This is a genomic window from Streptococcus parasanguinis (assembly GCF_023109675.1).
In the GTDB taxonomy this organism is placed as follows: Bacteria; Bacillota; Bacilli; order Lactobacillales; family Streptococcaceae; genus Streptococcus; species Streptococcus parasanguinis_I.
Window position 1 is genome coordinate 17453 of the sequence record NZ_JALDUR010000017.1, and the last position, 22256, is coordinate 39708.

At 43.2% G+C, this 22256-nt stretch carries 28 protein-coding genes and 1 tRNA gene; 8 read left to right on the plus strand and 21 right to left on the minus strand.

The features are described 5' to 3' along the window. Positions 1–113: 113 nt before the first annotated feature. Genes M1G14_RS09725 through M1G14_RS09740 form a run of 4 tightly spaced genes read left to right on the plus strand, consistent with a single transcriptional unit; the run spans position 114 to position 2881 of the window. Positions 114–791, plus strand: a complete 678-nt coding sequence (locus M1G14_RS09725; RefSeq protein ID WP_024054965.1) for a helix-turn-helix domain-containing protein — start codon at positions 114–116, stop codon at positions 789–791. Positions 792–793: 2 nt separating this feature from the next. After that, positions 794–2206 carry a Y-family DNA polymerase gene (locus tag M1G14_RS09730; protein WP_024054964.1) on the plus strand — a complete coding sequence of 471 codons (1413 nt, stop codon included), beginning with the start codon at positions 794–796 and terminating at the stop codon, positions 2204–2206. Then, positions 2203–2574 (plus strand): hypothetical protein, encoded by a 372-nt coding sequence (locus M1G14_RS09735; protein WP_024054963.1) that lies wholly within the window; start codon positions 2203–2205, stop codon positions 2572–2574. The genes M1G14_RS09730 and M1G14_RS09735 overlap by 4 nt, the downstream gene beginning before the upstream one ends. Further along, entirely contained in the window at positions 2555–2881 is a 327-nt protein-coding gene (locus M1G14_RS09740; protein ID WP_009732369.1) for a DUF5960 family protein, read from the plus strand. The genes M1G14_RS09735 and M1G14_RS09740 overlap by 20 nt, the downstream gene beginning before the upstream one ends. Positions 2882–2933: 52 nt before the next feature. Here M1G14_RS09740 and M1G14_RS09745 read toward each other — a convergent pair whose 3' ends face one another. From M1G14_RS09745 to M1G14_RS09800, 12 genes are all read right to left on the minus strand, one after another. Further along, positions 2934–3650 (minus strand): YebC/PmpR family DNA-binding transcriptional regulator, encoded by a 717-nt coding sequence (locus M1G14_RS09745; protein WP_003005873.1) that lies wholly within the window; start codon positions 3648–3650, stop codon positions 2934–2936. A 175-nt stretch (positions 3651–3825) separates the two neighbouring features. Further along, positions 3826–4080: a Txe/YoeB family addiction module toxin gene (locus tag M1G14_RS09750; protein WP_013903192.1), complete on the minus strand. Its 255-nt coding sequence runs from the start codon at positions 4078–4080 to the stop codon at positions 3826–3828. A gap of 3 nt (positions 4081–4083) precedes the next feature. After that, entirely contained in the window at positions 4084–4338 is a 255-nt protein-coding gene (locus M1G14_RS09755; protein WP_003014291.1) for a type II toxin-antitoxin system Phd/YefM family antitoxin, read from the minus strand. A 224-nt stretch (positions 4339–4562) separates the two neighbouring features. Continuing rightward, a complete protein-coding gene (locus M1G14_RS09760; protein WP_045759150.1) occupies positions 4563–5666 on the minus strand; it encodes a nucleotidyltransferase in 1104 nt (367 codons plus the stop codon). Positions 5667–5672: 6 nt separating this feature from the next. Continuing rightward, a complete protein-coding gene (locus M1G14_RS09765) occupies positions 5673–6413 on the minus strand; it encodes a class I SAM-dependent DNA methyltransferase (RefSeq protein WP_282184847.1) in 741 nt (246 codons plus the stop codon). Positions 6414–6735: 322 nt separating this feature from the next. Beyond that, positions 6736–7089: a ribosome silencing factor gene (rsfS, locus tag M1G14_RS09770; RefSeq protein WP_049522610.1), complete on the minus strand. Its 354-nt coding sequence runs from the start codon at positions 7087–7089 to the stop codon at positions 6736–6738. A gap of 14 nt (positions 7090–7103) precedes the next feature. After that, positions 7104–7604 carry a cysteine hydrolase family protein gene (locus M1G14_RS09775; RefSeq protein WP_024054973.1) on the minus strand — a complete coding sequence of 167 codons (501 nt, stop codon included), beginning with the start codon at positions 7602–7604 and terminating at the stop codon, positions 7104–7106. After that, positions 7605–8201 carry a bis(5'-nucleosyl)-tetraphosphatase (symmetrical) YqeK gene (yqeK, locus tag M1G14_RS09780; protein ID WP_003012035.1) on the minus strand — a complete coding sequence of 199 codons (597 nt, stop codon included), beginning with the start codon at positions 8199–8201 and terminating at the stop codon, positions 7605–7607. After that, complete coding sequence (locus M1G14_RS09785) at positions 8201–8830, minus strand: nicotinate-nucleotide adenylyltransferase (RefSeq protein WP_247926547.1); 630 nt, start codon at positions 8828–8830, stop codon at positions 8201–8203. Before M1G14_RS09785 ends, yqeK begins: the two co-directional genes overlap by 1 nt. A gap of 21 nt (positions 8831–8851) precedes the next feature. Beyond that, positions 8852–9163 (minus strand): ribosome assembly RNA-binding protein YhbY, encoded by a 312-nt coding sequence (yhbY, locus tag M1G14_RS09790; RefSeq protein WP_003005853.1) that lies wholly within the window; start codon positions 9161–9163, stop codon positions 8852–8854. 226 nt (positions 9164–9389) lie between these two features. After that, a complete protein-coding gene (yqeH, locus tag M1G14_RS09795) occupies positions 9390–10496 on the minus strand; it encodes a ribosome biogenesis GTPase YqeH (protein WP_247926548.1) in 1107 nt (368 codons plus the stop codon). A gap of 2 nt (positions 10497–10498) precedes the next feature. Further along, positions 10499–11026 carry a YqeG family HAD IIIA-type phosphatase gene (locus M1G14_RS09800; protein ID WP_045759146.1) on the minus strand — a complete coding sequence of 176 codons (528 nt, stop codon included), beginning with the start codon at positions 11024–11026 and terminating at the stop codon, positions 10499–10501. Positions 11027–11208: 182 nt separating this feature from the next. On the opposite strand from M1G14_RS09800, the gene M1G14_RS09805 reads away from it, so the two are divergent. Next, on the plus strand, positions 11209–11823 hold the full coding sequence (locus M1G14_RS09805; RefSeq protein ID WP_247926549.1) for a TVP38/TMEM64 family protein: 615 nt from the start codon (positions 11209–11211) through the stop codon (positions 11821–11823). Positions 11824–11894: 71 nt separating this feature from the next. Here the strand turns inward: M1G14_RS09805 and M1G14_RS09810 are convergent, their stop codons facing one another. From M1G14_RS09810 to rlmD, 8 genes are all read right to left on the minus strand, one after another. Continuing rightward, positions 11895–14546, minus strand: coding sequence for a valine--tRNA ligase (locus tag M1G14_RS09810; RefSeq protein WP_247926550.1), 2652 nt, complete (start codon positions 14544–14546; stop codon positions 11895–11897). A 27-nt stretch (positions 14547–14573) separates the two neighbouring features. Beyond that, on the minus strand, positions 14574–15143 hold the full coding sequence (locus M1G14_RS09815; RefSeq protein WP_049474397.1) for a GNAT family N-acetyltransferase: 570 nt from the start codon (positions 15141–15143) through the stop codon (positions 14574–14576). Beyond that, positions 15130–15708 (minus strand): flavin reductase family protein, encoded by a 579-nt coding sequence (locus tag M1G14_RS09820; protein ID WP_247926551.1) that lies wholly within the window; start codon positions 15706–15708, stop codon positions 15130–15132. The genes M1G14_RS09815 and M1G14_RS09820 overlap by 14 nt, the downstream gene beginning before the upstream one ends. A 372-nt stretch (positions 15709–16080) precedes the next feature. Next, entirely contained in the window at positions 16081–16428 is a 348-nt protein-coding gene (locus M1G14_RS09825) for a helix-hairpin-helix domain-containing protein (protein ID WP_003011968.1), read from the minus strand. Positions 16429–16608: 180 nt separating this feature from the next. Next, the gene (locus M1G14_RS09830; RefSeq protein WP_061591232.1) at positions 16609–16863 is read right to left on the minus strand and encodes a DUF1912 family protein; all 255 of its coding nucleotides are present in this window, start codon (positions 16861–16863) and stop codon (positions 16609–16611) included. Between the two features lie 2 nt (positions 16864–16865). Further along, positions 16866–18212: a DUF438 domain-containing protein gene (locus M1G14_RS09835; protein ID WP_247926552.1), complete on the minus strand. Its 1347-nt coding sequence runs from the start codon at positions 18210–18212 to the stop codon at positions 16866–16868. Then, entirely contained in the window at positions 18209–18445 is a 237-nt protein-coding gene (locus tag M1G14_RS09840) for a DUF1858 domain-containing protein (protein WP_003014300.1), read from the minus strand. The genes M1G14_RS09835 and M1G14_RS09840 overlap by 4 nt, the downstream gene beginning before the upstream one ends. A gap of 32 nt (positions 18446–18477) precedes the next feature. Next, entirely contained in the window at positions 18478–19830 is a 1353-nt protein-coding gene (gene rlmD / locus M1G14_RS09845; RefSeq protein WP_247926553.1) for a 23S rRNA (uracil(1939)-C(5))-methyltransferase RlmD, read from the minus strand. Positions 19831–19885: 55 nt separating this feature from the next. Here rlmD and M1G14_RS09850 point away from each other — a divergent pair, with 55 nt between their 5' ends. The 3 genes from M1G14_RS09850 (at position 19886) to ntdP (ending at position 22084) form a co-directional block, all read left to right on the plus strand. Next, positions 19886–20662: an aminoglycoside 3'-phosphotransferase gene (locus tag M1G14_RS09850; protein ID WP_247926554.1), complete on the plus strand. Its 777-nt coding sequence runs from the start codon at positions 19886–19888 to the stop codon at positions 20660–20662. 10 nt (positions 20663–20672) lie between these two features. Then, the gene (gene recX / locus M1G14_RS09855; RefSeq protein WP_247926555.1) at positions 20673–21455 is read left to right on the plus strand and encodes a recombination regulator RecX; all 783 of its coding nucleotides are present in this window, start codon (positions 20673–20675) and stop codon (positions 21453–21455) included. 95 nt (positions 21456–21550) lie between these two features. After that, complete coding sequence (gene ntdP / locus M1G14_RS09860) at positions 21551–22084, plus strand: nucleoside tri-diphosphate phosphatase (protein ID WP_003005798.1); 534 nt, start codon at positions 21551–21553, stop codon at positions 22082–22084. Between the two features lie 97 nt (positions 22085–22181). Here ntdP and M1G14_RS09865 read toward each other — a convergent pair. Continuing rightward, positions 22182–22255: transfer RNA gene (locus M1G14_RS09865), tRNA-Pro, on the minus strand. Between the last annotated feature and the right edge of the window lies 1 nt (position 22256).

Sequence of the window (22256 nt, forward strand, 5' to 3'; positions counted from 1 at the left end):
TCAATCAAAATCAAGTCTTTTCATTCGTTTTCAACTGAATTTTTCTCTTGCAAAAAGGATTCATTTTTGATAAACTATATGTAACTTTTAAAACGTTACATAGGAGAAGTGACATGTTTGATGCAAAAAAACTAAAAGAAAGACGCCTGGAAAAAGGCTTAACCCAAGCAGATGTCTACGAGGAGCTCAAGATTTCTCGCAAGACTTACTCCAGTTGGGAGAATGGCTTAGCGGAGCCACACGAAAAAAATCTCAGGAGGTTGGCCAAGCGCCTCTCCGTTAAAGAGGACTACTTTATTAACAAAGAGTCTGCACTCTACACCTACCCTTTATTAACCCCACCTCATCAAAAGAAAGTCGACCAGTTGGCCAGCCAGTTATTGGAACAGCAGCAAAAAGTTGTTTCCTTGACTGCTTATAAGGTTCTTTCGATTGAGTTGGCAGCCGGTTTAGGACACACTTTTTATGACAACGAAACGGACTATGAAACCGTCTATTTTGACCAAGAGATCCAGCATGACTTTGCTTCTTGGGTATCCGGAGATTCGATGGAACCTCTCTATCCCAATGGCTCTGTTGCCCTCATGAAGCAGACTGGCTTTGACTATGATGGTGCTGTCTACGCCCTCATCTGGAATGGAAAAACCTACATCAAGAAAGTCTATCGGGAAGCGGAAGGTTTGCGCTTAGAATCCATCAACCCTGATTACGACGATTTATTTGCTCCCTATGAAGACGAGCCCAAAATCGTCGGCATTGTGGTCGGTCATTTTCTTCCACTCGAGGTTTAAATATGCTATTTGATTATTCACGTGAGCCTCATTCTGATATTGCTTTTGTGGATATGAAAAGTTTTTATGCCAGTTGTGAATGTGTCCGTCTGGGGCTCAATCCCTTGACGACTTCTCTTTGCGTCATGAGTCGGAGCGACAATTCAGCTGGCCTGATTTTGGCGAGCTCTCCCGTTTTCAAACAAGTCTTCGGCAAGAAAAATGTTAGCCGTAGCTACGACCTACCTTTTGACCTCAAAACCAGAAAATTTAATAGCTACGCCGCCAAAAAACAAGGATTGCCCACAGATCCAGCCTTTATTGCATCCATTGAATCCTGGGCCAAGAGAACCCTGATTGTGCCTCCACGGATGAATGCTTACATTCAGGTCAATATGGAAATTCAGAAGGTCTTTCAGGAATTTGCGGCACCAGATGATATTTTCCCTTACTCGATTGACGAAGGCTTTATCGATCTGACCTCTTCCTTAAATTATTTTATTCCAGATCCCTCCCTCTCTCGAAAGGAAAAACTGGATCTCCTTTCTGCCAGGATCCAAAAAAGGATCTGGCAGGAAACTGGAATCTACTCTACCATCGGCCTCAGCAATGCCAATCCCCTTCTTGCCAAGCTAGCCTTGGACAATGAAGCTAAGCATTGCCGAAATATGCGCTCCAATTGGTCTTATGAAGATGTAGAAAGTAAGGTCTGGAAACTGCCCCAGCTCACTGATTTTTGGGGCATTGGACGTCGTACTGAAAAACGATTGCAAAAGATCGGGATCACGTCGATTGCTGAACTGGCCCAGGCTCACCCAGATCTCTTAAAGAAAGAATTCGGAGTCATGGGCCTTCAACTGTGGTTCCATGCTCATGGCATTGATGAAAGCAATGTCCACAAGCCTTATCGTCCGAAATCACGAGGCATTGGCAACTCTCAAATCTTGCCCTATGACTACCATCTACAAACCGACATTGAACTGGTATTTCGGGAGATGGCTGAACAGGTGGCTATTCGCTTGCGACGGAAAAAAAAGAAGACCCAGCTGGTCTCCATTCATGCCTCCTACTCCAAAATCGAGGGGCTTCCGTCCATTCACTGCCAGCAAAAGATTGAGCCTACCCAATCCACCAAGGTTTTATCCGATACGGTTCTGCGGCTCTTTCGCTCCAAGTACGAAGGAGGCGCCATTCGGCAGATTGGTGTTTTTTATGGAGAACTTGTCGAGGAGTCTCTTCAACTCCTTTCTCTCTTCGATGACCCAGTAGCCTTGGAAAAAGAGGAGAAACTCCAGCAGACCATTGACCGCATTCGGGATCAATTTGGCTTTACCTCTCTTCAGAAAGGCTCCTCATTACTAGAAAACTCACGCGCCATTGCACGCAGTAAACTAACAGGCGGACATTCCGCAGGAGGCTTAGATGGATTAACATGATTGACCGTTCTTATCTCCCTTATCAATCCGCCCGCGAGTTTCAAGATCGTGGTATGGCCAAATGGGCTGGCTTCTTTTTATCCGAGCACACAACTGCCCTGCATACAAAAGAAATTGACCACAGTCAGCTCACGGTTCTTCCACTTGCTGAACAGATCCAGCTCCTGGAGCAGGCCTTTCAACAACAAACGACGATCTCGATCACAACTTTAGAGGGGAATCAATTTGCAACCTACACAGGTTCGATTCACACCTTATCTGCTTCTGAAGTTCTTCTCAAAAGCGATGACCACTATCACCGTCTCCTCGTAGACTCTATCATTTTTATTGAATCTGAGGAAACAGCCTATGAAACCTATTCAAACTAAACACGAATTACAATTTGATTATTTTTCGGAGAATTACCACCAATTTGAGACAGACTTTTACAAGTGGGCCGCTACTTCTACGCCGCTCGTCTTTTTAGAAGACGATATTCTCCACTCTATGGCAGCAGGCCAGCGAAACTACTTTCGTCTTCACCATACTAAAAGTCGGGATCATCGAGACCATTATTTCTATTTTAAGGTTTCCACACTCTCCCAATCACCCCTGACCCGTATTTACGCTTATACAGGACATCACTTACAAAAGATAGATCCTCATCAGACAGAGAAAAAGGATAGCTTGATCTGAGAAGCTATCCTTTTTCTTGATTTATGGGATTCACTACAGTCCTTACGAGTGATTAGAATCCATCTACGTTTGTGTAGATTTTTTGTACGTCCTCGTCGTCTTCAAGAACGCTGTAAAGTTTTTCAAATGTTTCCAAATCTTCACCTGACAACTCAACTTCTGATTGAGGAATCATTTCCAATTCTGTTACTTGGAATTCTTCGACACCTGATTCACGCAAAGCAACGATTGCTTTGTGAAGATCAGTTGGAGCAGTGTAGACTGTGATCGTTCCTTCTTCTGCTTCGACATCATCTACATCCACATCTGCTTCAAGCAAAAGTTCAAAGATCGCATCAGCATCATCACCAGCAAAGACGATAACACCTTTGTTGTCAAAGAGGTAAGATACAGAACCTGAAGCTCCCATGTTCCCACCGTTTTTACCAAAAGCAGCACGGACATTGGCAGCTGTACGGTTAACGTTTGAAGTCAAAGTATCAACGATCAACATCGAACCATTTGGTCCAAATCCTTCGTAACGTCCTTCTGTAAAGGTTTCGTCTGTATTTCCTTTTGCCTTATCGATCGCTTTATCAATCACGTGTTTTGGCACTTGTGCTTGTTTCGCACGGTCAATAACGAATCTCAAAGCAGTATTTAGTTCTGGATCTGGTTCACCCTTTTTAGCAGCTACATAGATCTCCACACCAAATTTAGCATACACTTTTGAGTTGGCACCATCTTTGGCAGTTTTTTTGGCAACAATATTGGCCCATTTACGTCCCATGAGGATTCTCCTTAAATTTTTTCAAATTATTTTCAATCTTTTATATTATATCACAAATCATCGAAGTTAGACTAGATTTTTCTATTTTTAGAAATGGGATTTTATAGGAATTTTTCTTCGAGTTGGAAACTTTAAAGAGCTATCCTAACTATCAAAAAGATACTCTTTTAAAGACTTAATAATGATCTTTAAATGACAGAAAAGCGACACCTGACTCATCTAGCATATAAATCAGGCGATTCTCTGCATCAATCCGTCTTGACCATGCTCCTTGAAAGTCATATTTCAAAGGCTCAGGCTTACCAATCCCTGCAAATGGGTCCCTTTGGATCTCTTTGATAAGGGTATTGATTCGCTTCAGTGTTTTTTTGTCCTGACTTTGCCAGTAACAATAATCCTTCCAGGCATCTTCTGTAAACTTGAGTAACATCTGTTACCCCTCAATCTCATGGAGTTGAACCTGACCAGCTCGGACTTCTGCCATGCCCCGCAAGACCTTATCTGACAATTCCTTGTTCTGAGCTAGTCTCAGGGTTTCTTGTAGGCTGTCCCACTCGCTCTTAGAGATGACCACAATATCTTCGTCTGGATTCTTATTCACGACCGTCAAAGGCTCAAACTCATCATTCACCTTCTTCATATAATCCTTCAAATGATTGCGGAATGTTGAATAAACGACTGCTTCCATTGCCATACCTCATTCTACCTCTTTTCTATTATTATACATGAAAAAGAAAAACTTGTCAGGAACTTGTACAAGTTTTCCCTTCTCCAATTAATTATTCGTAAAAAATTTCTAAATTTGGTAAAAAAAATCTACTGTCTAAAGGAATTTTTAGACAGTAGATAAACACTGTTTCCGCGCATCATCACTTTCTTGCCTTACGTGAATGTGGACAGAGAAAATTTACGTCAGACTGTTGATTCTTCCACCCTCACTGGCACCCGACCCCAGATCTGCTCTGGCAATTGGGGATGGCCTAGTTGATACACCTGATCGGCTTGCTGGGTCAAACTGTCCCAAGGTTCCTTACCGATTCGGGTCACCAAGTCCACTTGACCTTTTAGTGATTTGAGGTGAGCTTGTCCCTTTGCGGAAAATCCTAAGACATGAATGGCATCGGGAAGAGATTGATCCATCGCCCCTACCAAGATGTAGGTCAAGATGCGGCGCACACGCGCCTTGGTATAGCGCTTGGTTGCGACTTTCTCCACCAGGTCTTCCACAGAACTAGCACTTCGAACCGCATCCTTTATCCGATTGGCCAGTTCCTCATTGACCTGAAAAATCTGTGTCAAATCCGGACGGGTTAGGATTTGATAACGGAGCAGTTGGTCATAATTCTCCCAAGATACCTGTGGAGCCGACTGAAAGAGTTGGCTATTGGGCATGAATCTAGCAACAAAGTCCTGATCTTCCTTGTGTAGGCGTAGACTAGTCGCAGAAGCATAGGCCACTTCTTTTTCTTCTGAATGGTAGCCCGCACCCTGGCGCTGGACGGGCTTAAGCGCAATCCCCTTCCCAGCACAAGCCTTGGCATAAGCCAGCCCTAGAATATGATTGGGAGTATCTCCTGTGAACTCCACTCCAGCAAAGGTTTCCCACATTTTTTGGGTCTTTTGTGGATAAGATAAATCGTCTGGAAGACTTCGCAAGAAACCTTCCATTTCCGCTCCTTTCTCCGAATAAATAGTCGCAATCGCTTGGTAATCCAAGACTTCTTCTGTCCCAAAAATCAATTGGTCAATTCCTAGACGGGACAAGATTTCTACCGCTCCCTTGGCAAAATGATCAGCCGACTGAACAGCCACAAGAAAGGGGAGCTCGACCACCAGATCCGCTCCATTTTCCAAAGCCATCTGCGCGCGAATCCACTTGTCTACAATGGCAGGCTCGCCACGTTGAACAAAATTTCCGGACATGGCCACAATCTTCAGCCCGTCTGCCTGTTTCAACAGGTACTTGTGACCATTGTGAAAGGGATTAAATTCTGCAATAATACCTATAACTGTCATGCTGTCCTACTTCTGTGCTACAAAAAACCATCGTTTGCTGGTCTTTGTTGGCGCTTTGTCTTCAAAGTCTGCATACAATTTGAAAGATTTAAAGCCAGCCTGCTCCAATAAAATGTCATAGGTTAAAACTTCATAGGTGCGTTCCTCATGAACTTCATCGTGGCGACTAAAGCTGCCATCCTCTTCTTGGACAAAGAAGGTCAGCTCATGGACGATCGAGTGAGGGGCCGCGTCCTCGTAAGTATCCCAGAGCATGGCAAAGTCTTCTGCGTTTTCGTGGTAAGAATAGCCTGGGAAGACCTCATCTGTCTGATAGGTCGAATGGACATCAAAGATAAAGACTCCGTCCTCATTGAGGGCATTATACACTTCTTCAAAGACATCCCCTACTTCTACCTCGTCCTGCATATAGCAGATAGAATCCGAGTAGCAGGTCACGAAATCATAAGTGCCTGCTTGCGACAGGTCCAGCATATTGCCCTCGATAAAATCAATCTTCTGCTTGGCTGAAGCAGCTCTTTTTTCAGCAATTTTCAGCATGTCAGCACTCAGGTCTAACCCCGTCACATCAAATCCAGCTTGAGAAAAGCGAACAGACTGAATCCCTGTCCCACAAGCCAATTCCAGTAATTTTTTCCGATCCTTGCTTTTAGGGAGATGCCGGAGAGAAAAATCCGTCCACAAATCATACAGACTGTCATCCATGACCGCATCATAGACCGCCGCAAAGGTTTCATAAGTCGCCATATTCATGATACCAAGTCCGCCCGTAATCCGATAGAAAATTAGGAGCACGACGATGGAGCTAAGCTCCAAGGAGAGCTATCTATTTTCCGAGGATTACAGGACGGGTTCAAATCCTTTCTAAGATACAAAGAGCCTTAAAAGCAAAGAGAAAATAGGAAACTTTCCGCCCTATCGTCAGATACAAAGGAAGTTCCTCTTTTTCTCACAGCTTTTAGCTCGTGTTCAATTATCAAATTAACCAAACACGAGGCCCCATCCTTTCTTTCCATAGAATTTCAATTTAACCAACAAAACTCAGTTGCTACCAACTGAGTTTACCTGCTTATGCTAGGGCTGCTGAAAGATCGACAGCACTTGCTTCGTGCCATAGCTTTTCTAGGTTATAGTGGGCACGCATTTCTTCTGAGAAGACATGGACTACCACATCACCTAAGTCAAGAAGGACCCAACCTCCAGCTGAATCACCTTCGACGTGGCTGGCATTCCCACCAGCTTCAATGACCTTCTCGCGAATATTTTCAGCGATAGCCTCCAACTGGCGGCTATTCATAGAGCTTGCGATGACAAAGTAATCTGTCACACTGGTCAAGCTTTGAACATCCAAAGCCACAATGTCTTCCGCGCGCTTTTCATCTGCTGCTTTGACAACTAATTCAAGTAGTTCTTTTTCTTTCATGTAATCCTCTTTCCTTAAAAAATTGATTTGTAATCTAAGACATCCGCAAAGCGTTCTGCCCAAATGTTCTCATAAAATTCATTGAGCGTTTCTGCCGGGATATCCTCTCCATCAAAGGTTGTGACAGCTCCTTCTGGAATGATCAGCTTATAGCCGTATTCAAATCCCACTTTGACGGATGTATCGACACAATATTCTGTCTGCATACCACACAGGACCAGTTGTTCAACCCCTTGTTGATCCAAGTATTCTTTTAATCCTGTCTCTTTAAATATGCTATTGTATCGCTTCTGAAACACCTTCTCATCTGCCTTCCTCTTCAACAGGGGCGATAATTGCCAATCTTCCGAAGTTAAAGCCTCTGGCGTTTCAATATGCTGTATATAGATGATTTCAACCTGCTGTTTTCTAGCCTGATCTTGCAAATAAGCGATCTTCTCTAAGAGCTTTCCTGTCTCAAAACCTGTTTCCACTAAGATATTTTGTACATCAATAATGATAAAAGCTGTCTTCACTCACTGCTCCTCTTTCAAATACTTCACAAAGGCGTTATAGGTTTCAAGTGTTTGGGGATAAATGGGCAATCCTTGGTGAGCCAGGTGTTCGACTGTGCGAGCCGTCTCATAGGCCACGGCACGATCCAAAGAAACTTGGGCGATGTCACGCGCCTGATCTACCCCCGGAAAGGCCCGGTTGTGCTCAATGTAATCAGCCACATAGACAATCTTATCTAAGATCGACATCTGTCCACTCCCCACGGTGTGAATCTCAATACTGCGAAGAATGGCTGGATCTGTCAATCCGAGGTCTTCTTGAATCTTGTAAATCCCGACCATCCCATGCCAGACATTGTTGCCCCAGTTTTTTAATGCTGGATCCAGCTCATAGCGATCAATCAAGTCTAGAAATTCCTGATCTGATAATTTCTTGGCATAGTCATGTAACAAACCCGCTAGGCCAGCCTGCTCTTCGTCAGCCCCATAGCGTTTGGCCAAGTCACGCGCAGCCTTCTCAACCCCTAAACAGTGAGTTAGTCGCTTTTCTGGCAGGATTTGGCGCATTTTTTCAAGCAAGACCTCACGAGAAAAGCCGAGATAGTTTTCATAGGTCATTAATACAAACCTTCTTTCTTGATGTAGTCCAAGACTGGTTTTGGCAACATAAAATTCGGCGTCCGGCCTTTAGCCACAAAATCACGCACCATACTAGAGGAGATGTCCATTAGAGGAACGTCCACCCAGATCACCGGATAAGAAGTCCCTGCCTTATAGCGTGGCCGCTGGACCCCGACAAATTGCACAATCTCCACCAATTCATCGATGCGGTGCCATTTTGGTAAATAATCTACCATATCTGCACCAATGATGAAGTAATAATCTGTGTCTGGATCCCGTTCATTGAGCAAGAGCATGGTGTCGTAGGTATAGGAAATCCCTTTCCGCTCGAGTTCAATCGTCTCGATCTCCAGACCTTCAATGCCTTCAATGGCTAATTCCAGCATCTTAAGGCGATGGTGCTCTGCAATCGTCCCCTTGGCATCGACATGCGGCGGCTCATACTCAGGCATCAAGAGCACCTTATCTAACCCTAATTGTTGGCGCACTTGATCCGCAACGACCAAATGGGCATTGTGGACCGGATTGAAATTTCCACCCAAAATACCAACTTGTTTGCGTTTCTTGTCTTTGATCTCTGGCTCTAACTCTACCTTGGTAAAGGGAGTCAATAGTTCAATTGCCATAGGTTTGCTCTCCTCGATGTCTTAAATTTCTTTTACCTTCGCTGAAATTTTACGATTTTCTTTTTTGCTCGATTGTTTGAACAAGATGAGAATCCGACCAATCTTTTGGACAGTTTCCACACCGATTTCTTCTTCCAAGATTTCTGCGACTTCATGGATATTCTCATCCGTATTTTGAAGAAGAGTCACCTTGATCAATTCTCGCGCATCCAGCGCTTGGCGCACACTGGTTTTGATTTGGTCATTGAGCCCATTTTTCCCAATTTGGATAATGGGTTTAAGGCTGTGGGCTTGGCTATTGAGGAAAGCCCGTTGTTTGGATGTTAATGTCATGTTTTTACTTCCTTTTTTCTTGATCGTTATTTTAAGTGGTGGGGACGGCGGGAACTAATTTTTCAAAGATCTCATCTTTGAAAAATGGATTTCCTCACCTCAAAATGGAGCCTTGGTCTCCATTTTGCCCTTGCCAATCTATCGATTGGCAACTACACCACGGCAATAACGATCTCTTGATGAGCTCACTTTGTTCGCTCTTCAGATATATTTTTTCCTGTTTTTTTTAAATAATAGCTTTGCGGGTGACGACGGCGACGCCTTCTGGTGCCCACACAGCTACTTTTGCTTCCCCATTGACACGGATCCAGCCGAGTCCTGAGATGACGAGGTCTGTCTTGTCCTTGATGGTAAACTCATGAGAAACCAAGGGTGGGAATTCTTCTTTTTCCTTGCTGTTAGGGGGAGTTAATAAGCTACCCACATGCTTATCATAAAAGGCCGTAGCTCCTTCTAGCTTGGTTCGGTGAAGCTTGAGTTCGTTATCAAAGAAGGCGGTGAAACCTTGCTTTTCTCCCTTGATAAAGTCAAAGCGTCCCAAGCCGCCCAAGAAGAGGGTTTGCTCTGGATTGAGCTGGTAGGTCTTGGGCTTGATTTCCTTTTTAGGGCTGACATACTTGAGGTTTTTAGCCGTCAAGTAGTGAGCCATCTGGTGGCGATGGATAATCCCTGGTGTATCGTAGATGTAGGATCCATCGTCCAGTGGGATTTCAATCTTGTCCAGTGTTGTCCCTGGGAAGCGAGAAGTTGTAATAATATCCTTATCCCCAGTGATTTCTTGGACAATCGCATTGATGAGGGTCGATTTTCCTACGTTGGTCACACCCACCACATAGACATCACGGCCTTTGCGGTGCTGCTCAATTTTTTCCATCAAATCCTTGATAGCACTCTTGTTTTGGGCAGAGGTGAGGACCACATCGACAGGACGCATGCCTTCTTCGTGGGCTCGCTCCATCAACCAATGGGTCACCTTGCTATCCTTGACAGACTTGGGCAAGATATCCTTTTTATTTCCGACCAAAAGCACATCATTTCCTGTTACAAAGCGAGGTAAGCCAGGAATGACGGAGCCATTAAAGTCAAAAATATCGACTACATTGACCACGAGAGCATCACTATCTCCTACTTCATGAAGAAGTCTGAGGAAATCATCATCTGTCAGATGCACATCTGTGATTTCATTATAGTGACGGAGACGGAAACAGCGTTGGCAATAGACTTCCCCTGTTTCCAAGCCCTTTTCAAGAGCTGATTGGGGAGTATAGCCCAGCCCCTCTTTGTTTTCTGTCTGAATGGGGGCTCCACAGCCAATACAGAATAATTCTTCCATTCTTAAATTCCTTTTTTATATACAATCGGACCATATTTTTCGGCCATTTGCTTCATAACCCGGCGTTCACGCGCCCGGTTGATCTGCGTCTTGATGGAGTCATGCTCTACCAAGGGCTTGACCAAAATCGAACGAATACCCGCCCGATGAGCAGCCCGAATATCGGTCATCAACTGATCACCCACCATGACCACTTCATTTTTTTCATAGTGGAAACGTTTGAGAGCTCGATCAATCCCAAAAGTAAAAGGCTTAAGCGACCACGCTTCATAGTCAATATCAAATTTCTCAACCGCACGCTTGACCCGTTTGGGACTATTATTAGACACCACAATAACCCGGATCCCACCATCACGAAGGTCATGCAACCACTGGCGCATCTCCGGAGTTCCATCCGGATTGTTCCAAGCAATCAAGGTGTTATCCAAATCCACAAGGACTGCCTTAATACCCTGTTTTTTCAAGTCTGCAACGGTGAGATCATAGGCTGCTTCCACCGCAAAATCTGGTTTGTAATTTTCGATTGACACGTTTTTCTCCATTTTTTATACTCCTTTCATTGTAGCATAAAAAGGCCCATTTTGCACTCGCTTCACGACTAAAACAACGACAGACTCCTATCAGGTCAATTTCACTGCTCAAAAAATAGACAAAATCCTTACAAAGTTCCAAAAACATGGTATAGTAGAAGAAAAAGAACTCGGAATTTTTTATGAAACAAACAAGCTTAAAAGAGGTCTCTCCTCTTCTCCAGCGCATCATTAATTGGTCCTCCATCATCGGAGCTCTTGGGACCTTGGCCTTTTGTATCTGGGCCTACTTTGCTGGCATCCTTCAATCCAAGGAAACTTTGTCAGCTTTTATTCTACAAGCGGGCATCTTTGGACCCCCTCTCTTTATCTTTCTTCAGATCCTTCAGACAGTGGTCCCTATTATTCCCGGCGCCCTGACATCTGTAGCAGGTGTTTTCATCTACGGTCATATTATCGGGACCATTTATAACTACATCGGCATCGTCATCGGTTGTGCTATTATCTTCCATCTCGCGAGAATGTACGGGCCTAAGTTCGTCCAATCCATGGTCAGCCAGAAGACCTATGACAAGTATATTGGCTGGCTCAATGAAGGCAAGCGGTTCGATCGCTTCTTTATCTTCATGATGATCTGGCCAGTTAGTCCTGCCGACTTCATCTGTATGCTGGCAGGTCTGACCAATATGACCTTCAAACGCTACATGTCCATCATCATCCTCTGCAAACCCATCACCCTGGTCATCTATACCTACGGCCTGACCTATATCATCGATTATTTCTGGAAAATGGCCTAAAAATAGTTACTTAAACTTTTTCTCTTACAGAATCATACAAAAAAACACGGCATACCGCCGTGTTTCTGTGTTTATTTCACAAGTTTCTTCATCTCATCAATACGTGCGACGGTCGCATCGTACTTCGCTTGGTAGTCGGCTTGTTTGTCGCGTTCTTTTTGGACGACTTCTGGTTTGGCATTGGCTACGAAGCGTTCGTTAGAGAGTTTCTTACCAACCATATCCAGTTCTTTTTGCCATTTGGCTAATTCTTTTTCAAGACGGGCCAATTCTTCTTCAACATTGAGAAGGTCAGCCAGTGGCAAGTAGATTTCTGCACCTGTGATGATGCTTGACATAACCAAGTCAGGTACTTCGACATCTGCTGCAATTTCCAGGTGTTCTGGGTTTGTGAAGCGTTTGATGTAGTTGACATTATCATTGAAGAAGGCATCGAGCTTGCTGTCGCTTGTCTTGATCAAGATAGTGATTGGCTTACTTGGCGCTACGTTCACTTCTGCACGTGAGTTACGAACGGAGCGAATCACATCTTTAAGAGCTTCTACACCAGCTGCTGCTTCCTCGTTTTCAAACTCTGGACGAACCACTGGGTATTCCGCCGTCACGATTGTTCCTTCAGAGATTTGGCCGTAGATTTCTTCAGTTACGAATGGCATAATTGGGTGAAGGAGACGCAAGATTTGGTCCAAAGTGTAAAGAAGAACAGAGCGTGTGATAACTTTTTCGTCTTCGTTATCGCTGTATAGCACTTCCTTAGTCAACTCAACATACCAGTCCGCAAACTCATCCCAGATGAAGTTGTAGAGGATGTGACCAGCCACACCGAATTCAAACTTATCAAAGTTTTCAGTGACTTTTCCAATAGTTTCGTTGAGGTTGTGGAGAATCCAACGGTCTGTCACGTTACCTGATTGACCAGCAGCGACTTTAGCCACATTTTCACGCGCCACCTCCAAGGTCAAACCTTCATTGTTCATGAGGATGTAACGTGAGATGTTCCAAATCTTGTTAATGAAGTTCCATGACGCATCCATTTTCTCGTAAGAGAAACGCACGTCTTGCCCTGGTGCAGAACCGTTTGAAAGGAACCAACGAAGGGCATCGGCACCGTATTTCTCGATAACATCCATTGGGTCAATCCCGTTACCGAGTGACTTAGACATCTTGCGTCCTTGCTCGTCACGAATGAGACCGTGAATCAGGACGTTTTGGAATGGCTGACGGCCAGTGAATTCCAATGATTGGAAAATCATACGAGACACCCAGAAGAAGATGATGTCGTAACCTGTTACCAAGGTTGAAGTTGGGAAGTAACGTTTGAAGTCTTCTGACTCGACATCAGGCCAGCCCATAGTTGAGAATGGCCAAAGAGCTGAACTAAACCAAGTATCCAAGACATCTTCGTCTTGCTTCCATCCGTCACCTTCTGGCGCTTCTTCGCCAACGTACATTTCACCCTCAGCATTGTACCATGCAGGGATTTGATGACCCCACCAGAGCTGACGAGAGATTACCCAGTCGTGGACATTTTCCATCCATTGAAGGAAGGTATCGTTGAAACGAGGTGGGTAGAATTCTACCTTATCATCTGTGTCTTGGTTGGCAATGGCATTCTTAGCCAATTGATCCATCTTGACGAACCATTGCGTAGACAAGCGTGGCTCAACCATAACCCCTGTACGCTCTGAGTGACCAACTGAATGGGTCATCTTCTCAATCTTAACAAGGGCACCGATTTCTTCCAATTTCTTAACAACAGCCTTACGTGCTTCAAAGCGGTCCATACCGTTGAATTCGCCAGCCAATTCATTCATGGTACCATCATCGTTCATAACGTTGACTTGCGGAAGATTATGACGTTGACCAACCAAGAAGTCATTAGGGTCGTGGGCAGGTGTGATCTTCACCACACCGGTACCGAATTCAGGGTCTGCGTGTTCGTCACCAACGATTGGGATTGGCTTGTTCAAGATTGGCAAGATAACATTTTTACCAATCAAGTCTTTATAACGGTCATCATTTGGGTTAACCGCTACGGCAGTATCCCCAAACATAGTCTCAGGACGAGTTGTTGCTACTTCAAGGGCACGTGAACCGTCTTCCAACATGTAGTTCATGTGGTAGAAGGCACCTTCGACATCCTTGTGAATAACCTCGATATCAGAAAGGGCTGTACGGGCTTTTGGATCCCAGTTGATGATAAATTCACCACGGTAGATCCAGCCCTTCTTGTAAAGCTCTACAAAGACCTTACGAACGGCTTTTGACAACCCTTCATCAAGGGTAAAACGCTCACGAGAGTAGTCTACAGAAAGCCCCATCTTGCCCCATTGTTGCTTGATAGTAGTGGCATACTCGTCTTTCCATTTCCAAACTTTATCAAGGAATTTTTCACGACCAAGGTCATAACGAGAGATGCCGTCCTCAGCCAAACGCGCTTCTACTTTAGCTTGAGTAGCAATACCTGCGTGGTCCATACCTGGAAGCCAAAGCGTATCGAAACCTTGCATCCGTTTTTGACGGATGATGATATCTTGCAAAGTTGTATCCCAAGCGTGACCAAGGTGAAGTTTACCAGTTACGTTTGGTGGTGGAATAACGATTGAATAAGGCTTAGCCTTTTTATCGCCAGAAGGCTTGAAAACATCTTCGTCAAGCCATTTTTGGTAACGACCAGCCTCAACCTCGGCTGGATTGTATTTAGGTGAAAGTTCTTTAGACATGTGTGCGTCCTTTCTAGTTATTTCTTTTTAATGTTTATTTTGAGTTTCCCACTCACTCTTCAGCAAGCCGTATCTCAAATCATCACAGCGATTGCCTTGGGCATCTTTACGGTCTCTTATGCGTGCTTCAAGGGTGAAACCAAGCTTCTCAGCAACTCGTTGACTTTGGACATTGTAGCTAAAGCAAGACAATTCTACCTTATGAAGCCCTAGTTCTTTAAAAGCCAGGTCAATCAAGGTACGCGCTGCTTCGGGTACATAACCCCGGCCCCAATAGTCTGGGTGCAAGGTATAGCCAATCTCCAGCACATCGTCTTCGTGGCGATGGTTGAAGTCAACAGAGCCAATGATTCTATCGGTTCCTTTGACCACAATGCCGTAACCAGCTGGAAGATTTTCTTTTTGATTGCGATCGGGAAGGATATGCTCTAGATAATAGATCTCGTCTTCCAAGGTCTTGACGGGTGGAAAGCCTGCTGGGTAAGAGACTTCTGGAAGACTGGCGTAGGCATGGATGTCCTCAGCATCCGCCACTGTTCGGACTCGTAAGACCAGACGCTCCGTTTCGATTCGTTCTGGCAGCTCAGCTCTTGTCATTCTTCTTCCTCGCTTTCTTCATAAAGCTTCCCATGGGGTCGACTCGGTCGTCCAGATAACGATAAACGCGCTGATGGCCGTCCCCCATAAAGTAAGTCGGTGCAAAACGGTCATTTTTTAAATGCCCCTTATCATCTAAGAGCTCTGGATCAGCCAGTCGCTCAAGAATCTTTGCAAAGATATGGCAAATGCCATCTTCCTCGATAATCCGATCTACCTGGCAATCCAATACGACTGGACAGGCCTCCAAAATCGGAGCCTGGGTCCGTTCAGAAATCTCATAGTCCAGCCCTAAGTGATCCAACTTCTCCCGATGGCTGATAAAGCCAGCCTGCTCCATCTCCAGCATAAAGTTTTCATCAGGGATGTTCACAGTGAACTGTTGATAATGCTTAATCTGGTCTGCCGCATTTTCCTCAGCACCAACCCCTATGACGAGCCAATCTCCCAGACTATAAGAGGAACTGCAGGTTGTGATATTGTGCTCAAAGTTCTGGTCCTGATACCCCAAGATGAAGATCGGAAAACCATAGTAGAGTTTACTGGTGTTAAAAGATTGTTTCATGACAACCTCCTTTGGCTAGGGGTGTAAAAGAAAAATAGTCCCTGTCATTAATCTGACAGGGACGAATGTGTTGATCCGCGGTACCACCCAAATTCGGGCAAAGCCCGCATCTTTAATCTTCTTGTTTCACTTTTATGACGTCGTTAGCTCGTCTTGGCGTACTTCAGTACAGCCTGCAACTCGCCGCCTAGTCCTAAAAGGAAACAAAAAGATTTATATTTCATTTTTTAATTTCATCCATTAGCAACCAGTTTTGACACATTTGTGGACTTCTCAGCACCGCCACTTTCTGTAAAATGTGGGATTCAAAACACCTCTAATAGGTTCATTTTAGCAAGTTTTCTTGGAAATAGCAAGAAATCACAAAAGCGATTATTTAAATTTAACGCCTAGTTCTTTCAATTTCTTGATTGTAGCTGGGCCGATTCCTTTAAGGGCCAACAACTCTTTTTCTGTCCAATTTGCAAAGTCCGCAACAGAGCGAATACCTTCATCATAGAATGTTTGCGCACGATCAAGTGCCACACCTTCCAAACTTGCAGCAAATTCTTCCACTGAAGAAGCTGCTTGTTTCACTTCTTTCGCCACTGCTTTTGTAGCTTTCTCAACCTTTTTAGGTGCTTCTTTCACAGCTGCAGTTACAGTTGCGACAGCTTTTTTCAAAAGATGTCTATTTTGATGTTTGTATTGTTTCGCACGGTTTACGTTCTTCTTTGCCATTTTTCCTCCTAAATTCAGTGATCAATTCCTAAGGCAACAAGGTTTCATCACTATCATTCCATTCAAAAATCCGTTGATGTCATTTCAACTTTTTTATTGTATCACAATCCCCTAAAAAATCAAGTCATTGCTCAATTTTCAGGTAAATCTAGCTAGTTAAACGCCTTCAATAAGGTATTTTTAATATTTTCTTTCACCAAAGAGGCCATCTGGTAAATCATGAAATCCTTTTCCAGCATGGAAATTTTCAAACTTCCCTTGCAAGAACTGATAAGCATCCAAACGGCTTTCATAGCGAATCATCGCGATTTTAGCTCGCTCATCCTGGTCTTCATCAAAAACCTTCTTACTCTCTTCGAGAGCCATTTCATTGATCATGACTTGAGTCTTGATCCACTCCTCAAACTCCTTCATAAACTCTATTTCGTAACTCATCTTTACTCCATTCCTCTATAAAAATCCGTATCGATCTCTCGATAAGGTTGAATGTCCTGAACATATTCCAAGACACCTTGAAACTCTCCAGCTTCATCACGCACTGCTGCATAGGTGACATGGACAAATTTCCCACGCGATTCTGATTTGAACCACATTTCATACTTGTCCTTTTTCCCTTCACGAAGCCCCTTCATAATCGCTTTGACCTTCTCCAAATATTTCGGTGGGTGACACAGCTCAACATTGCGTCCTACCTGCGATGGCGTCCTCTTAAAAATCATTTCCTCAAAAGGCGCAGCATCATTGTAATATTGGAAAATATCATCCTTATTGACAAAGGTGATCTCCATTGGTAACTGGTTCAAGATTAAATTCGCTTGCTCCACCGATAAAAATCCATGGCCAAAAGCTTGTGGTTGCTTGCGGTCGAAGCTCTCTTCTTTTTTCTTAGGCGTGAAGGTAATCGTCAACTGCCCCTCAGGAGTCTCAATGACCTGACGGTGCTCATCTCCATTTGAAGAAGAAAGCGATTCAGTTGAACCTTCTGACTCTTCAGACGCTTCCTCTTTGAAGTCAACGCGTTTTGGCACCCACTTTTCACTCGGAAGGATAATGGCATAACCATAAGCATCACTTTCTTCTGCAATGGAGAGCCAGTCATCCTGGGTAAAGGACTCCAGCAAAATCATCAAGAGGATCGACTCTTCCTTGAAGATCATACCCTCAAACTCTTGCGCAAAGGCTTCAAAGCGTTCCTTGACTTCAGAAATACTAGAATCCGGTAATTTTTTGGCCGCATCCAAAGCTTTCGCAAAGAGTTCTCGAATCTGGTCATCCACTCCCCACATCACTTTTGGTGGGGAATCATGCCCATATTTTTCCATAATCGGAAACATCAACTCTTCCTTACGACGGTAATGCCGGTCAAATTGACCCACTAAGCCCAGCTGACGTAACAAGCCCTTATGAATCTCCTGAATCATCTCAGGATCCTCAGTCGTCTCATAATTGTCTAGCAAGCGGCGTACCCGCATCATAGCCGCACGAAGAGCTAAGTTCTCCTGTTTAAAGATTTGAACAGGATGACCTGGATGGTCAGTATCTGCAACTTCGACCCCTTGAACCGCATTCTTAAAGAGATTGGCATGGACATCACAAAGCTCCATAACATCTTCAAAAGTGACCCCTGCATCGGAGTTCATCAGTTCATGCTCCATAAGAGAGATCTCAATCGCAGAAACCCCTGCAAAGGTCGCATCAAACCGTTCCTGAACCGACTCAGGAGAGGCTCCATGATGAAGCTCTAATAAGATATCTCTTAAGACGTGAATTCGTTCATCACTCATTGGTCTAGCCCCACTACTTCATAGCCGTTAGCCTCTAGGGTTCGCACAATCTTCTCCATAGGGGTACCTTCTAATTTTGATCCTTGTTTCAAGGAAACCTTGCGCCCAACTGTATTGCGCATGATCGGATTGGCTAAGGGTTTAAAGCCCAACTCCACCAACAAATCCAATACTTCCGGATGTTGATCAATGACTTGAGCAACTGGAATCGATACATCAATAACATTGTCCATTTTCCTATTTCCTTTACTCATTTCGTTCATTTTCACTTCTTCACTAACTTCACGACAGCCTCTGTCCTTGCCGTATGTGGAAACATGTCCACTGATTGAATGTATTCAACCCGATAGACCTTTGTCAAAGCTACCAAATCTCTTGACAAAGTCGATACATTACAAGAGACATAGACCATCTTGTCAGGTGCATAGTGCAATAAGGTCTCGATCAATTTCGCCCCTAAACCCGTACGGGGTGGATCCACAATGACTGCATCTGCTCGATAGCCTTCTTTGTACCAACGGGGAATAATTTCCTCAGCCGTCCCAGCTTCATAGTGGGTATTCTCAAATCCCATCCGTTTAGCATTGTATTTGGCATCTTCAATCGCTTCAGGAATGATATCCATCCCCCGAACACTTTTCACTCTATTAGCAAAAGCAAACCCAATCGTTCCAACCCCACAGTAGGCATCAATTAGATGATCCTCTGGCGATACATCCAAAGCCTTGACCGCTTCACTATACAAGACTTCAGTCTGCTCCGGATTCAGTTGATAAAAGGCTCGAGGAGAGAGGGAGAATTCATAATCCAAAACGCCTTCAAGAATAGCCTCTTCACCCCAAATAATCTGTGTTTGTTCACCATAGATTTCACTGGAGCGAGACGTATTTTTATTAACAGCAACGGTGACAATCTCAGGGTGTTTCTTAACCAAGTCTTCCACTAAATCCTTTAAATTAATCTGCCGACTGGTGACCACAATTATCTGAACCTGACCAGACTTCCGAGCTCGTCGAACCATCATAGTTCTGACACCCAGTTCTTTACGCTCATCAGCAATTGGAATCTGATAGTAAGTCAATAAATCCGCAAAATCATTGGCAATCGCTTGAATAACCTGATCTTGAACCAAACAATCTTTTAATTCTACCAAATAATGTGAATTTTGAGCATAGAGACCCGCCTTGACCTGGCCTTTAAATTTCCTTGTTTGAAATTGCAATTTGGCCCGATAGTAAAGAGGCTCCTGCATTCCGATTGTTGGCCGAATGTCATACTGTTCAAAGCCTTCAGGTGAGAACTTTTTCAAGGCTTGTTGCAATAAATCTGTTTTAAACTCCAGCTGCTTGTCATACTTCAAATGCATGATTTGACAGCCCCCACAGGTCTCATAGATATCACACATGGGTGTCACCCGATACTTAGACGCTTTATTCACAGATAAGAGTTTGGCTTCCGCAAAATTTTTCTTGACACTTGTAATTTGGCAGAAGATATCTTCACCCTTGAGGGCTCCTGGAACAAAAACAAGGGTTTTCTGGAAAAATCCGATACCTTCCCCGTTTATCCCCATACGCTTGATTTTTAATGGAATTTTTTGTTTGACTTTAAGACTCATAAGTCTATTATACCACGTAGTTTCTCAATGGTTAAGAATATGTTACAATAAAACCATGAATACAAAGACATCTCATTTCTCCCCATTGGATTTTCCTGAGCAATTACGAACTTATATAGAGGGAGCAACTCTTTCTGATAGCTCTTCTCATTCAGGCGCAAGGGTTCTCTATCTTGATTCAGGTTACTACTTGAAAATAGATCAAAAGGGAAGATTAGAGCGAGAAGCTAGCATTGCAAGGTGGTTTGAAACCAAAGGACTGGGAACTCCAGTTATCGAATATCTATCTAAAGATAAAGACTACCTCCTGACTAAAGAGGCTATTGGCCATGATGCTCTCGCTTTTTTAGACCAGCCAGAAAAAATCTGCCGTACCATGGCAGAGGCTCTTAAAAAGCTTCACAGCTTAAATCCGAAAAATTTTCCATCAGATAATCATTTACAAGCCTATAAAGAAAGAGCCTTGAAAAACTATGAAAAAGGTGAGTTCTATGCCAAGGCGCTCCTACCCCAATTCCAAATCAACAGTCGCGAAGAGGCCTTCCAACTCATCCAAGAACATGGGCACCTTTTAAAGACAGATGCCTTTATTCACGGGGATGCCTGTCTACCGAACTTTATTCTAAAAGATGCTGACCAATTCTCTTGCTTTATTGATCTTGGTTTGGCTGATTTCAGTGACCGGCATATCGACCTCTTTTGGGCAGTTTGGTCCCTCAACTATAACCTACAAGATCCTAAATACGCTGAACTATTTCTTGACTATTATGGAAGAGATCAGGTCGATATACATAAACTTCGACTCGTTGCTGCCTTTGAATCGTTTGGATAAAAGAAAAAATATGAAAATTACAAAACTAGAAAAGAAAAAAAGACTCTACCTTCTTGAATTAGACAATGATCAAAAACTTTACATCACAGAAGATACCATCGTCAAATATTTTCTTTCCAAAGAGAAAGAAATCAGTGAAGAGGAACTAAAAGAAATCCAAGAGTTTGCTCAATACTCCTATGGTAAAAACCTGGCCCTTTACCATCTTTCTTTTAAAGCTCGAACAACAAAAGAAGTCCGAGACTACCTGACAAAATATGAGATTGATACTGAGATTATTGATAAAGTTGTCCAACACCTAAAAGAAGAAAAGTGGTTAGATGATCGTCAATATGCCAGAAACCTGATAGAGGCCAACCTCCTCAGTGGCGATAAAGGCCCTGTCTTATTACAACAAAAAATTCAACAAAAAGGGATCCCAAAATCTATCCTTCAAGAAATTCTTGCTGACTATGATTTTTCAGAAGTGATCGACCGTACCGCAATAAAACTCCTAAAAAAATACCAAGGAAAATATCCGTTAAAAGCCATTGAAACGAAAATCACCCAGGCACTCATTTCAAAAGGTTTTGCATACAACCAAGCAAAGATTGCATTCCAAAATCTTGAACTAGAAGCAGATGAAGAAACAACCAATGAGCTCATCCTAAAAGAATTAGAAAAACAATACCGTAAATACAGTAAAAAATATGAAGGCTATGAACTCAAACAACGCTTGACTCAGGCACTAGCCAGAAAAGGCTACGATTATAGTGATATAACGTCAGCCATTAGAGAATACTTAGATTCATAAACCAAATTGAAAATTAAATAGAAAAATAAGAAAAAATTTGAAAAAATATGATACAATATAGAGGATATACTTAGATTGTAGAAAGTTGGTAAGTTATGAAACTACCTAAAGAAGGCGACTTTATTACAATTCAAAGTTATAAACATGATGGCAGTTTACACCGTACATGGCGTGACACCATGGTATTAAAGATAACCGAAAATGCAATTATTGGAGTAAATGATCATACACTTGTGACTGAAAGTGATGGTAGACGTTGGATCACACGTGAACCAGCGATCGTTTATTTCCATAAAAAATATTGGTTTAACATCATCGCCATGATCCGTGACAATGGTGTGTCTTACTACTGTAACCTAGCAAGTCCTTTTCACATTGACCAAGAAGCCTTAAAATATATCGACTATGATCTCGATGTCAAGGTCTTTACCAATGGTGAAAAAAAATTGTTAGATGTTGAAGAATACGAGCAGCATAAAGAAAAAATGCACTATTCAGATGACATCGACTTTATTTTAAAGGAAAATGTTAAGGTTCTAGTAGATTGGATAAACCAAAACAAAGGTCCTTTTTCTGAGGAATATATCAAAATTTGGTATAACCGTTATGTTGAACTGCGAAATAAATAAAGTTGAAAAGAGCGAAAGCTCTTTTTTCTTATAAATTAATAAAAAAATAACTACAAAAAAAGTCTAATGTCAACCATTAGACTTTTTCGATACACTATCGGGAAGACAGGATTCGAACCTGCGACACCTTGGTCCCAAACCAAGTACTCTACCAAGCTGAGCTACTTCCCGA

Excerpts from the sequence above, each read along its gene's own strand:
- M1G14_RS09750 (WP_013903192.1), bottom strand. The coding sequence starts at position 4,080 with ATGTTACTCAAGTTTACAGAAGATGCCTGGAAGGATTATTGTTACTGG.
- M1G14_RS09825 (WP_003011968.1), bottom strand. The coding sequence starts at position 16,428 with ATGGCAAAGAAGAACGTAAACCGTGCGAAACAATACAAACATCAAAAT.
- rlmD (WP_247926553.1), bottom strand. The coding sequence starts at position 19,830 with ATGAGTCTTAAAGTCAAACAAAAAATTCCATTAAAAATCAAGCGTATG.
- M1G14_RS09765 (WP_282184847.1), bottom strand. The coding sequence starts at position 6,413 with ATGGCGACTTATGAAACCTTTGCGGCGGTCTATGATGCGGTCATGGAT.
- M1G14_RS09810 (WP_247926550.1), bottom strand. The coding sequence starts at position 14,546 with ATGTCTAAAGAACTTTCACCTAAATACAATCCAGCCGAGGTTGAGGCT.
- M1G14_RS09815 (WP_049474397.1), bottom strand. The coding sequence starts at position 15,143 with ATGACAAGAGCTGAGCTGCCAGAACGAATCGAAACGGAGCGTCTGGTC.
- M1G14_RS09730 (WP_024054964.1), top strand. The coding sequence starts at position 794 with ATGCTATTTGATTATTCACGTGAGCCTCATTCTGATATTGCTTTTGTG.
- M1G14_RS09745 (WP_003005873.1), bottom strand. The coding sequence starts at position 3,650 with ATGGGACGTAAATGGGCCAATATTGTTGCCAAAAAAACTGCCAAAGAT.
- M1G14_RS09830 (WP_061591232.1), bottom strand. The coding sequence starts at position 16,863 with ATGAGTTACGAAATAGAGTTTATGAAGGAGTTTGAGGAGTGGATCAAG.
- M1G14_RS09785 (WP_247926547.1), bottom strand. The coding sequence starts at position 8,830 with ATGGCAATTGAACTATTGACTCCCTTTACCAAGGTAGAGTTAGAGCCA.
- M1G14_RS09740 (WP_009732369.1), top strand. The coding sequence starts at position 2,555 with ATGAAACCTATTCAAACTAAACACGAATTACAATTTGATTATTTTTCG.
- M1G14_RS09835 (WP_247926552.1), bottom strand. The coding sequence starts at position 18,212 with ATGAGTGATGAACGAATTCACGTCTTAAGAGATATCTTATTAGAGCTT.
- M1G14_RS09735 (WP_024054963.1), top strand. The coding sequence starts at position 2,203 with ATGATTGACCGTTCTTATCTCCCTTATCAATCCGCCCGCGAGTTTCAA.
- M1G14_RS09760 (WP_045759150.1), bottom strand. The coding sequence starts at position 5,666 with ATGACAGTTATAGGTATTATTGCAGAATTTAATCCCTTTCACAATGGT.
- yhbY (WP_003005853.1), bottom strand. The coding sequence starts at position 9,163 with ATGACATTAACATCCAAACAACGGGCTTTCCTCAATAGCCAAGCCCAC.
- yqeK (WP_003012035.1), bottom strand. The coding sequence starts at position 8,201 with ATGACCTATGAAAACTATCTCGGCTTTTCTCGTGAGGTCTTGCTTGAA.
- M1G14_RS09820 (WP_247926551.1), bottom strand. The coding sequence starts at position 15,708 with ATGAAACAATCTTTTAACACCAGTAAACTCTACTATGGTTTTCCGATC.
- M1G14_RS09840 (WP_003014300.1), bottom strand. The coding sequence starts at position 18,445 with ATGGACAATGTTATTGATGTATCGATTCCAGTTGCTCAAGTCATTGAT.
- recX (WP_247926555.1), top strand. The coding sequence starts at position 20,673 with ATGAAAATTACAAAACTAGAAAAGAAAAAAAGACTCTACCTTCTTGAA.
- M1G14_RS09755 (WP_003014291.1), bottom strand. The coding sequence starts at position 4,338 with ATGGAAGCAGTCGTTTATTCAACATTCCGCAATCATTTGAAGGATTAT.
- M1G14_RS09850 (WP_247926554.1), top strand. The coding sequence starts at position 19,886 with ATGAATACAAAGACATCTCATTTCTCCCCATTGGATTTTCCTGAGCAA.
- M1G14_RS09805 (WP_247926549.1), top strand. The coding sequence starts at position 11,209 with ATGAAACAAACAAGCTTAAAAGAGGTCTCTCCTCTTCTCCAGCGCATC.
- yqeH (WP_247926548.1), bottom strand. The coding sequence starts at position 10,496 with ATGGAAGAATTATTCTGTATTGGCTGTGGAGCCCCCATTCAGACAGAA.
- ntdP (WP_003005798.1), top strand. The coding sequence starts at position 21,551 with ATGAAACTACCTAAAGAAGGCGACTTTATTACAATTCAAAGTTATAAA.
- rsfS (WP_049522610.1), bottom strand. The coding sequence starts at position 7,089 with ATGAAAGAAAAAGAACTACTTGAATTAGTTGTCAAAGCAGCAGATGAA.
- M1G14_RS09725 (WP_024054965.1), top strand. The coding sequence starts at position 114 with ATGTTTGATGCAAAAAAACTAAAAGAAAGACGCCTGGAAAAAGGCTTA.